General features: G+C 42.6%; 8 protein-coding genes. 2 read left to right on the forward strand and 6 right to left on the reverse strand.

Annotated elements, in window-relative coordinates; genetic code table 11:
- Positions 1-21 precede the first annotated feature (21 nt).
- Entirely contained in the window at positions 22-501 is a 480-nt protein-coding gene (locus tag NC99_RS03840; RefSeq protein ID WP_193391992.1) for a methylglyoxal synthase, read from the forward strand.
- 583 nt (positions 502-1084) lie between these two features.
- Here the strand turns inward: NC99_RS03840 and NC99_RS03845 are convergent.
- Together NC99_RS03845 and gyrA are read right to left on the reverse strand one after the other, a co-directional pair.
- Positions 1085-2305: a tetratricopeptide repeat protein gene (locus tag NC99_RS03845; protein WP_053180048.1), complete on the reverse strand. Its 1221-nt coding sequence runs from the start codon at positions 2303-2305 to the stop codon at positions 1085-1087.
- Positions 2306-2383: 78 nt separating this feature from the next.
- A complete protein-coding gene (gyrA, locus tag NC99_RS03850; RefSeq protein ID WP_053180050.1) occupies positions 2384-4909 on the reverse strand; it encodes a DNA gyrase subunit A in 2526 nt (841 codons plus the stop codon).
- A 281-nt stretch (positions 4910-5190) separates the two neighbouring features.
- On the opposite strand from gyrA, the gene NC99_RS03855 reads away from it, so the two are divergent.
- Positions 5191-7713 carry an ATP-dependent Clp protease ATP-binding subunit gene (locus NC99_RS03855; RefSeq protein ID WP_053180052.1) on the forward strand — a complete coding sequence of 841 codons (2523 nt, stop codon included), beginning with the start codon at positions 5191-5193 and terminating at the stop codon, positions 7711-7713.
- Positions 7714-7767: 54 nt separating this feature from the next.
- On the opposite strand, the gene NC99_RS03860 is transcribed toward NC99_RS03855, so the two are convergent.
- The 4 genes from NC99_RS03860 to NC99_RS03875 form a co-directional block, all read right to left on the reverse strand.
- Positions 7768-8820 carry a mechanosensitive ion channel family protein gene (locus NC99_RS03860; RefSeq protein WP_053180054.1) on the reverse strand — a complete coding sequence of 351 codons (1053 nt, stop codon included), beginning with the start codon at positions 8818-8820 and terminating at the stop codon, positions 7768-7770.
- A 144-nt stretch (positions 8821-8964) separates the two neighbouring features.
- Positions 8965-10860 (reverse strand): SpoIIE family protein phosphatase, encoded by a 1896-nt coding sequence (locus NC99_RS03865; RefSeq protein WP_082326294.1) that lies wholly within the window; start codon positions 10858-10860, stop codon positions 8965-8967.
- 61 nt (positions 10861-10921) lie between these two features.
- Positions 10922-11173, reverse strand: a complete 252-nt coding sequence (locus tag NC99_RS22220; protein WP_316930781.1) for a PfkB family carbohydrate kinase — start codon at positions 11171-11173, stop codon at positions 10922-10924.
- Entirely contained in the window at positions 11128-11781 is a 654-nt protein-coding gene (locus tag NC99_RS03875; protein WP_053180061.1) for a PfkB family carbohydrate kinase, read from the reverse strand. The genes NC99_RS22220 and NC99_RS03875 overlap by 46 nt, the downstream gene beginning before the upstream one ends.
- Positions 11782-11825: the final 44 nt, after the last annotated feature.

An 11825-nucleotide genomic window follows, 5' to 3' on the forward strand; every position in this document is an offset into this window, starting at 1 on the left:
ATCTTTGGAAAAAGTATCTTTATGAAAACAATCAAACAAAAGAAGGTCATTGCCATTGTAGCACATGACAACCGTAAAAAAGACATGATCGAATGGGTGGCTTTTAACTGGAAAGAGCTAGCCGATCATAAACTCATATGTACCGGAACTACCGGGAAGCTGGTGCAGGAAACACTCTTGCAAAAGTGCCAGGAAAACGATGCGTTTCCTCCAGATGTTACTCGTTTAAAATCAGGACCTTTGGGAGGAGATCAACAGTTGGGAGCCCATATTGCTGACGGAATTGTTGATATGCTGATCTTTTTCTGGGACCCGATGCAGCCCCAGCCGCATGATGTTGATGTGAAAGCGTTACTGAGAATTTCAACCTTGTACAACATTCCTGTCGCTATGAATAGGTCAACGGCTGATTTTTTGGTTTCTTCGACGCTATTTCATGAACAATATACCCCAATTATTAAGGACTATTCAGGCTACATTTCGAGAGATATAAGTCTTTAATATCTGCATAATAACAAATGTAAATAATATAAATGACTGATAATGAGTAATGGCTTTGCTTTGCATTACAGGAATACACACATGTAAATTTTATTAATAGCTCCTGAAAATATACTGGTTGATGATAGATGGACGGAACTCATCTTGTGGATTCCAAAGTAATTCAAAAATATCCAGGGCATTTTGAAAATTATCGCATGCAAATTGGTAGCGGCTTGTGATGGATTTATTCTGATGATTTGCCATAGGCATTTTCCATTAAATCGTCAACGCGCTGAGATTTCAATATTCAAACGTGTGCTTGGTAGTTGAGCGATTTACTTAAAGCTGGCCAAAGAAGTTTTAAAGATCGATTTGTGCTGGTATGATCAGAAAAGCATTTAGTCAGAATATTTTAAATGAGTAAACCAGATTTGCTGTGATTAAAATATGCTTTTGGTGTTTTGGTAACAGAGAAAGTTTGCTCAACAGTGAATAACTGGTATTGCGGGTTTACTCGTGTCCTATAGTTGATATTATGTTATTTCTGTATTTCAAAAGAAAGGAGAGTGAAACCCTCCTTTCTGAATTGTATTTAATCTTATTATTGCTTTAGTTCTTCCAATGTGGCATTCACCTCGTCGAACTTATCCATCATTTTCAAGCGATAGTACAGGGTCTTCAGCGTTTCCAACGCACTCAATTCAGTTTGCTTGGTATTTTCATTTGCTGCTTCGGCTGCACCTGCATACATGGCGGCCTTTTCCATTGGTGGAATGGCTTGCTTGAACACCTCGTCTGCTTTGTTCTTTTCTTCCTCGTACTTGTCTGGTTGATTGGTAGGCACAGCGTTGGCTACTTCAATTTGCTTCACGCCATTATTGTAATAAATGGCCCCCAGATTATAATACGCATCGGCGAAGTCTTCCTTTATTTCAATGGCGTCTTTGTAGGCTTCAATTGCCTTTTCAGTGTCTCCGGTTTTGTCATACAATGATCCGCGCGCAAAGTGAAACGACGCGTTCTCAGGATCATTTTTAATGGCCAACTCCAGGTATTTCATTGCTTCATCAACTTTGTTCGAGTTCAAATAAATGTTGATTAAAGCAACCATAATCGAGCTGTTGTCCGGATACTTTTCAAAACCTCTCTGCAAAGCATCTACTGCATTGGCAGTATCTTGCTGCAAGATGTAGCTTGATGAAATTAATTCGAAGGTTCGTGCGCCGTTATAATCGTGCTTAGCAGCTTCCTCGTAGTATTTAATTGCTTCGTCATACTTTTCGGCATTATAAGCAGCCAAGCCTGCGTTGAAAATAATGACCGTATCAACAACTTCAGCGTTTGTGTCATCTTTCATCAACGGCATCTCCTGAACTTCAAGAATTTGCTTGAATGATTGCAGTGCAAGATCGTAATTGTTATCATTAAAAGCTTGAACGGCCTGATCTGTAAAATCAGAAACTAAAAGCGTTAGTTTGATTTTAATACTATTCTCGTTCCGCCCCTTGTCATCAAGTTCAAGGGCCTTTTTATATGACCTCAGAGCTTCTGCCAGTGGATTTTCAGCCAGTTTTTTATAGTTTGCATCTTTGCTTTGATAAACAGCCTGATAAATTTCACCACGTACTTCCCAGGTTTTTGGCCAATCCAATGTTTTATCAGATTTATCATTACTTGGATCGATAGTCAACTCAATGGTCTCGACAGCCTGATCCAGCTTGCCGGCATCCTTATAACTCTGCGCACTGGACACCTTTCCTTTCTGCGCAAACACTGCTGTTACTGAAATTATAAGTGCAAATAGAAAAACAGTTTTCTTCATGATTATTCTTATTTTTTAGATTTTTCTTACAAATTTAAATTTTTTACCATCCATTTCAAACTCATGGATGTAAAACGTTTATTGTTCATTTTCAGTGTTTTCTTCACTATTGTCCGGAGAAATCAAATCTTCTCCAGTCTCAGCTTCGTCAATTTCACTACTATTGTCAAAAGTAACCCGGGCTACCGACGCGATTCGGTCGTCTTCTTTCAGGTTGATTAGTCGAACCCCTTGCGCTGCTCGTCCCATGACCCGTAGCGATGAAATCGGAAGCCGAATGGTCAACCCGTTCTGCGTGATGATCATCAAATCGTTTTCATCGACCACACTCTTAATGGCAATCAGGCTACCAGTCTTTTCGGTAATGTTAATCGTTTTAACTCCCTTTCCTCCCCTGTTGGTTATGCGGTATCCTTCAATACTTGACCGTTTGCCGTAGCCTTTTTCTGAAACAACAAGAACGTCTTCTGACTCATTCTCTACACAGATCATGCCAACTACCTCATCGTTCTCATTTCCAAGCGTTATGCCACGCACCCCAGAAGCGGTCCGGCCGATTGACCGAACAATACTTTCGTGGAAACGAATAGCTTTGCCAGATTTCACAGCAATCATGATTTCCTCATTGCCATTGGTCAGGCGTGCTTCCAGCAGTTTATCACCCTCACGAATGGTAATTGCATTAACCCCATTCTGTCGTGGACGCGAATAAGCTTCCAACGAGGTCTTTTTGATCACACCATTTTTTGTACAAAGGATGATATAGTTATTGTTGATGTATTCCGGATCATCCAGTTTTTTCACCTTGTTGTAGGCCAATACCTGGTCATCGGGTTCAATGTTTAACAGATTCTGTATCGCTCGTCCTTTAGAGGTTCGCGTACCTTCAGGAATTTGGTAAACCTTCAGCCAGAAACATTTTCCTTTTTCGGTGAAGAGCAGCAAGGTGTTGTGCATGGTCGCGATAAACATGTGCTCCAGAAAATCTTCGTCGCGTGTTGTTCCGCCTTTCGAGCCGGTTCCTCCCCTGCCCTGTGTTTTAAACTCGGTGAGTGGCGTCCGTTTGATATAGCCCATATGCGAAATGGTAATCACCATCTCTTCATCTGCGTAAAAGTCTTCGGGATTAAATTCTTCTGCATCAGGAACGATTTCGGTTCTCCGTTCGTCTCCATATTTAGCTTTAATCTCTTGCAATTCGTCTTTAATAATCCCCATCCGAAGTTCTTCATTGGCTAAAATTTCGCGGCAGCGATCAATAAATTGCATCACCTCCGCATATTCTGAACGTAATTTATCTTGTTCGAGGCCGGTTAATTGACGCAGTCGCATTTCGACGATAGCCCTAGACTGAATTTCTGTCAGTTCAAATTTCTCCATCAGTCGCTCCCGTGCTTCATCAGGTGTTTTTGATCCCCGAATGATGGCGATTACCTCATCAATATTGTCGCTGGCAATAATCAAGCCCTCCAAAATGTGCGCGCGTTTTTCGGCCTGATCCAATTCGAATTGGGTACGCCGAACCACAACATCGTGACGATGTTCAACAAAATAGCGAATGAGGTCTTTCAAATTCAGCATCTTTGGGCGACCTTTAACCAGTGCGATATTGTTGACGCTGAAGCTGTTTTGTAATTGCGTGTATTTATAAAGCTTGTTTAAAACGACATTCGAAATTTCATCTTTCTTAATGTCGATAACGATACGCATGCCATCGCGGTCAGACTCATCGTTAACATTTGAAATTCCTTCTATTTTCTTCTCATTCACCAATTCGGCGATTTTCATGATCAATTCTGCCTTATTAACCAAGTATGGAATTTCGGTAACGATAATCTTTTCGCGTCCGTTGGGTGTCAGTTCAATATGGGCCTTGCCGCGTAAAACAACCCGTCCACGTCCTGTTTCATAAGCTTCTTCCACGCCCCGGTAGCCATAAATGATACCGCCCGTAGGAAAATCGGGAGCTTTGATAATTGGAATAAGCTCAGCGATTTCGATATCGCGTTTATCAATGTATGCTACGATGGCATCAATGGTGTCCGACAGATTGTGGGGTGGCATATTGGTTGCCATTCCGACTGCAATACCTGATGCCCCGTTTACCAACAAGCTTGGAATCCGCGTAGGCAAAACAGTTGGCTCATTTAACGACTCATCAAAGTTTGGCTGAAAATCAACCGTGTTTTTATCCAAATCCTGCAAAATCTCTTCCGCAATCTTTGCCAGTCTGGCTTCAGTGTAACGCATGGCAGCAGGGCTGTCACCATCAATGGAACCGTAGTTTCCCTGCCCATCAACCAACGGATACCGGAGCGACCAATGCTGGGCCATACGTACCATGGTGAAATAAACAGAAGAGTCACCATGCGGGTGGTACTTACCCAAAACTTCTCCGACGATCCTTGCCGACTTTTTGTATGAGCGGTTGGAAAAAATCCCTAACTCATTCATTCCGTACAACACACGTCTGTGAACCGGTTTTAAGCCATCACGCACGTCGGGCAGCGCCCTCGACACAATGACAGACATCGAATAATCGATGTAAGCAGACTTCATCTGCTCTTCAATATTTATTTTTATAATTTTTTCGCCTTCAGCCATTTAATCCTCCTTTTAAAGAAATTTTATGTTGAAAAATTTTGACTTACAAAAATATAAAAATACTAATAAAATCAGTCATTTTGGGCAGCTTTTAATTTCCAAAATGAAACAAGATTTTAACACCAGGCTGTTTAAAAAAGCCTGTCAATAAAGCAGAGACTCAATAAATATTGCCTATTTTTATGCTTGACTTTGTGTTTTTAGGGAAAGCCAGATTCCCAACATTTCGGAATAGTATTTGTTAGAAGGAATGAGTTACAAATTTATTAAGACAGTTTATTATGGATTCTCAATTCTCACCAAGAATAAAAGACGTTTTAACCTATAGCCGCGAAGAAGCTATTAGGTTAGGAAACGAGCAGATTGGGCTTGAGCATATTTTTCTGGGAATTTTGAGAGAAGGAGAAGGAATTGCAATAGACATACTCACCAATTTGGGAGTCAATCTATCAGAAATAAAAGAAGCCATTGAACTAGCGCTTCGCACAAATAACATTATTGATCCGCAAGCTTCCGTTCAACTCTTAAAATCAGCTGAAAAAGCGCTTAAACTCGTCTATCTCGAAGCCAGAGCTTTCAACAGTCCAACCATTAATACGGGCCATTTGCTCTTGGCTATTTTAAAGGATAAAGACAGTCAAATTTCGTCGCTTTTAAGCGAATTTCACGTGAATTACTACATTTTGAAATCGCGACTTGAAGACTACAAACAGCCGGAAGCCAAATCTGATTTTGGCGATGAAGACGACATGGATGATCCGTTTTCAAAGCAACAACCCCCATCCGGTTCTTCTTCCAAGAAAGTTGGCAGCTCCAAATCCGAAACACCGGTTTTGGATAATTTTGGCATTGACATTACGAAAGCGGCCGAGGAGAACAACCTCGATCCGATTGTTGGGCGTGAGCGGGAAATTGAGCGTTTAGCACAAATCCTTTCTCGTCGTAAGAAAAACAATCCCATCCTGATTGGTGAACCGGGCGTTGGAAAGTCGGCCATTGCTGAAGGGCTGGCCATTCGAATTATTCAGAAAAAAGTATCACGGGTTCTGTTCGACAAGCGGGTCGTTAGCCTCGATATCGCATCCATTGTAGCCGGAACGAAATACCGGGGACAATTTGAAGAGCGCATGAAAGCGATTCTGAACGAGCTGGCCAAGGTGAACAATGTCATTTTGTTTATCGACGAAATTCACACCATTGTAGGAGCCGGTGGCGCTACAGGCTCGCTCGATGCTGCCAATATGCTGAAACCAGCACTGGCCCGTGGCGATATTCAATGCATTGGTGCCACAACCCTGGATGAATACCGGCAGCAAATTGAAAAAGATGGTGCGCTGGAACGCCGTTTCCAAAAAGTGATGGTTGAACCAACTTCAGTGGATGAAACCATCGAAATTCTTCACAATATCAAAGAACGATACGAAGATCATCACAACGTAACTTATTCGAAAGAAGCCATTGAAGCCTGCGTTAAATTGACGGCACGATATATCACTGACCGGTTTTTGCCAGACAAAGCGATTGATGCACTGGATGAATCAGGTTCACGTGTCCATATTTCGAACATCAATGTGCCCGACCGCATTGTAAAACTTGAGGAGAAAATTGAAAGTACGCGCGAAGAGAAAATCAAAGCTGTAAAAAGCCAAAATTTTGAAGTCGCGGCAAGCTACCGGGATAAAGAAAAAAACCTGCTTCAACTCCTGGATCAGGAAAAAGAAGCCTGGGAAAAGGAATTGATTAGCCACCGTGAGGTGGTTGAAGAAGAAAAAGTGGCAGAAGTAGTGGCCATGATGTCAGGTGTTCCGGTTCAACGCATTGCCCAGGCCGAAGGAATTCGCCTGATGAATATGGGGGCAAAACTAAAAGGAAGCGTTGTTGGCCAAGATGATGCCATCGCAAAAATTGTAAAAGCCATCCAACGTAACCGAGCCGGATTGAAAGATCCGAACAAGCCCATCGGTTCCTTCGTTTTTCTGGGCCCTACCGGTGTCGGAAAAACCCAGTTGGCGAAGGTGCTGACCAAATATTTATTTGACAGCATTGATTCGTTGATTCGCATCGACATGAGCGAGTACATGGAGAAATTCTCAGTTTCGCGCTTGGTAGGCGCGCCTCCGGGGTATATTGGATACGAAGAAGGTGGTCAGCTGACAGAAAAAGTTCGCCGCAAACCATACTCAGTTGTTTTGCTTGATGAGATTGAAAAAGCGCATCCCGACGTTTTCCACTTGCTGCTGCAAGTGCTTGACGAAGGACGGTTGACCGACAGCTTGGGACGAAATATTGATTTCAAGAATACCATCATCATTATGACTTCCAATATTGGATCCCGCCAGTTGACAGACTTTGGCCGCGGTGTTGGATTCTCAACACAGAAAACGCCCGAAGAAGAAAATGAACAGGCCAAATACATTGTACAAAAGGCGCTGAAACGTGCTTTCGCACCAGAATTCTTAAATCGGATTGACGACGTCATCATGTTCAACACGTTGACGAAAGAAGACATTTTCAAGATTATCGATATCGAACTAAAAGACCTGTACGAACGGGTAGAATCGCTTAATTACAAATTGAAAATATCACGGACCGCCAAAGATTTTATCGCTGAAAAGGGCTTTGATTCGCAATATGGTGCACGCCCGTTGAAACGAGCCATTCAGAAATACCTGGAAGATGAAATGGCAGAGGTGATTATTAAGGCTTCGATTGTCGAGGGTGACACTATTTCGATTGGCTACGATAAAAAGAACGAAAAGATAAAAGTTCGGATACTCGCCACCAAAGACAAAACAGAAAAGTAAGGTAGTGAAACGAACGATTATAAGAACATTAAGGCCGGATATTCCGGCCTTTTTTTATCGCTGAATTTTTGGCTCCGACGTTTCATCAAACTTAATCCGTCCTTTGGGAAGAAACTGCGGATACTCATCCTGAACAAACCGGATTAAGGCCTCACGAACATGAACTCTCAAATCCCAGGCTTTGGGTGAATCTGATGCGCTCACCAATGCCCTTAATTCCATCGTCCGGTCATTCAGGTCAGTCACTTGTAGGACATTGACTTTCCCATCCCATAAATCTGATTGATTCAATATTTCGGTCAATTTTTTCCGCATTTCTTCAACCGGAAAACCATAGTCAACATGAATAAAAACGGTTCCCATAATTTCAGCCGAGGTGCGGGTCCAGTTCTGAAATGGTTTTTCAATAAAATACGTGATGGGAACAATAAGTCGGCGTTTATCCCAAATTCGAACAACAACATAAGTCAACGTAATTTCTTCAATCCACCCCCACTCTCCTTCCACAATAACCGCATCTTCGAGCCGAATCGGTTGTGTTATTGCAATTTGGAATCCGGCCAAAATCAAGGCAATACTTCGCTGAGCAGCAAAGCCGATAATGATACCGGCAATACCGGCACTGGCCAGCAGGCTCACGCCAACTTTCCTGATTTGGGGTATGGTCATCAGGATTATACCAATGGAAATGATGACCACAATGGCAATCAGCATTCTTTCGAGAACCGAAAGTTGGGTATGAATTTTTCGCGCCTTCAGGTTATCCTTTATCGAAATGTCGTATTTCGCAAGAACAAAAACCTTGATGCCCCGAATCACATTGATACTCAACCAAGCGATAACAATTGTGTAAATAATACCAAGTCCAATGCCGGTATCAAAAGGTAGCTCATCGGCTAGCCCTGTAGCTGGCAATAACGTGCTCCCTGCAATTAAAACAACCAGGCAAATGAATGGAAAACTAATCAGGCGGATGATTTTAAGGCCAACGCGCTCTCCCGAATTCCTGTGGATTAACTTTCGGATCCGCCCAATAATGAGGTATGCGACAAAAATCCCAACAATGATTCCTGCGACAATGATTGCTATTTGTAAAAATAAACTCATGAGAAATTGTTTATGATAAAATACCCGTAACTTTTTTCTTCAGGCGATATGAAGAAAAATGACCAGCATCAACATACTCCAAGGCACCCGGCTCGAGCTGTATTTTTCAGAGTAACAATTAACCGGCTGACGCGTTCATTCACATTACTGGTATTTCCCAAGAAACTGAAGCGCCATCAGGCTAATGTCATCAGCCTGTGCCGTTTCTCCTTTAAAACTCATCAACTCATCCATCAATTGCTCGACCAAGGCTTTTGGCTCCGGGTTTTCGGCCGTCTCCATAAATTTAGCCAATTTCTCCATTCCGAACATTTCGCCATATGGATTTTTACAATCGGTAACACCATCGGTGTACAAAAACAAAACATCGCCTTTTGACAATACTAAGGTATGCGACTTATAGCTTTTGCTTGAATAAAGTCCGATTGGTAAGCCATGAGTCTGCTCAAGTTGCATCATCCCTTTGTCCTTTCTTAAAACAAATGGATAATTATGGGCGGCATTGCAGTAATCCAAAATACCTGTTTTCACATCCAGGATTCCCAGAAACAAGGTCAAGAAATGCTGGTTCGAATTTTCTTTGCTCAATGCCTTATTTACCACATCCACAATGTTTCGGGCTGATAATTCGGTCGATTTGCTTTTGATCATGGTATTGGCTACCGCCATAAAAAGCGCTGCTGGAATACCTTTCCCGGAAACATCGCCCATGGTGAAAAGCAAGTGTTTTTCATCGATAAAAAAGAAATCGTACAAGTCGCCGCCAATGCTTTCCGCAGGATGAAGGACGGCATAAAGGTCGATTTCTTTGCGCGTTTCCAAAAAGCTGTAGTCCTGCGGAATAATCGTTCGCTGAATTTCCTTGGCCGATTTCAGGTCCTTTTCGTATTTGCGTTTGTCTTTCCTCACCTGGTTTTGTTCGGCCAGGTAGGTGCTGTATTGAAGCTGTAATTCGTTTAGGCTCTCGCTCAACAATTCAATTTCATTTTTCTTTCCTCTTCTGCCCCTTTCGCCAAAACTAAACCGCTGGATTGAGCGAACGATCTGTCTGAGAGGTGTAAACAGCTTATTAAAAATCAATACCACAACCAACAAGATCAGCACAAAACCCAATAATGCGACCAATAAAATTTTGCGAAATACGATATCCAGATCATCAAATAATTCCTTGGTTGGAATGACAATAACAACCCGCCAGTTGGTATAGGGTATGGGAGAAAAATAAAACCAACTCTTTTCAAAATCAAGAAGTTCAGGGAAGGCAAAACCAGAGCCCGTTTTTCCATTTTCGAGGATTTGCCGGTAGTATTCGCGATCGCCGTTGAATATTTGAGAAGAGGTTTCAAACAGGTTTCTTTTCATCACCCAGTCGGGCTGCGGATGAGTTAAGTAGAATCCGTCGGCTGAGGCGACAAACGCAAAACCACTAGTCCCAACTTGAATATCATCAATGGCTTGATTGAGGAACTTGAGATTAATGTCTCCGGCAACAACGCCTACGGGCTCGCCCAACTCATTAAACACGGACCGAAAATACGAAATCATCAGCGTCGTCGAATCCATCGGGCAGTAAAACGGATCAGACCAAACACCTGCTTTTTCCACTGTGGCCAGTTCCACCAACTCAGGATATCTGAAAACCGAACAAAATTCAGAATCCACTTTGTCCACCAATTGTCCATCTTTGTTCCAATAGGACGATAAAGTGAGCGTATCGGAATTTTCAAACAATTGCGCGTGCAATCCACTGAGCACGGGATTGGTTTTCACAACCTGGTGAAGAAACGCATGAAGGTCGTTATGTGACTGATAGTACAGCGCCTGGTTGGAAACATTTCGCGTAACTTCCTGTGCATTAACGACATTTGCGGTAATTTCGTTAATAATCAAACTTGATTGATGAATAGCACCTTCCTCAATCTTTTCCATGATAATTTCCCTGCTGTGTTTGTAGTTGATAAACACGATCATGGAAATGACGACGACAACAGCCGTTAGCACGTAAAATCCTAACTGAAAAGCAATACTTCGTTTATACATGAATTTGGCACAACACAATGAAGCACACAAGTTATGAAAAATCGAATTGAAAGAAAAGACCTTATTTGAGTTTATTCAGCCATTGCCGCGTTCCTTTGAACGAACAGGTTTTGGACGCAAAATCGGCGGCTTTTTGAAGTGCATCCCGAAAAGAATTTTTAGTTAATACATGATAGCAGAACGCTCCATGAAAGAAATCACCTGCACCAAGGGTGTCGATGGTTTCAACCTTTGGAACAGGCAGAAAATCAATCTGATTGTAAGTCTTCACCAAAATTGGATTTGCTCCCCGGGTGATGGCCTGATGGGCAATTGAAAATTGATCAAGAAACGCAAAAACAGCTTCGGAAGTTCGGCAATCGGGCGGATAGAAATCATTGGAGCAAATGGCACATCAACAAATGGCAGCAGCTCTGGCAGATGTGGCTTCCAGCTGCCTCCGTCAAAAACAACGGGGATTTGCCGACTCTTTGCTTCTTTGGCAAGCCTGCCCGCCACTTCAGGATAAAAGCCATCCAGCATTAACAACTCAGGCCGGTGCTCATCAAAAAGCTTTTTTTCGTCGAACGAAACAGCCAATTTGCGGGGATTGTGGGTGAAAATTGTCCGTTGCCCGCCCGACGAAGTGATCACAGTGGCCAGGACGGGCTGCACTTGCTGGTCTTTCAATAAATCCAGACAGCTTACCCCGGTGGAACGAAAATCATCGATAAACAGGGAACGAAAAGGACTTTCACCGATGGCTGCCAAGAGGTTGGCTTCCCCATTCAATGCCGCATAAGCAACCGCCGCGTTGGTTGCCGGACCTCCAACAAAAAACTCCGGAGGATCGGTTTTCACTTTCACATTTGCCTCAGGAAATTCATCTGAGTAATATTGAATGTCCAGTGTCGTCAATCCGAAAAATAAGGCTCGTTTCATAAAAATGTGGAAAAAAGAAAGCCGCCACCTGAATTCGATGACGG

Source organism: Sunxiuqinia dokdonensis, from assembly GCF_001270965.1.
GTDB classification, from domain to species: Bacteria; Bacteroidota; Bacteroidia; order Bacteroidales; family Prolixibacteraceae; genus Sunxiuqinia; species Sunxiuqinia dokdonensis.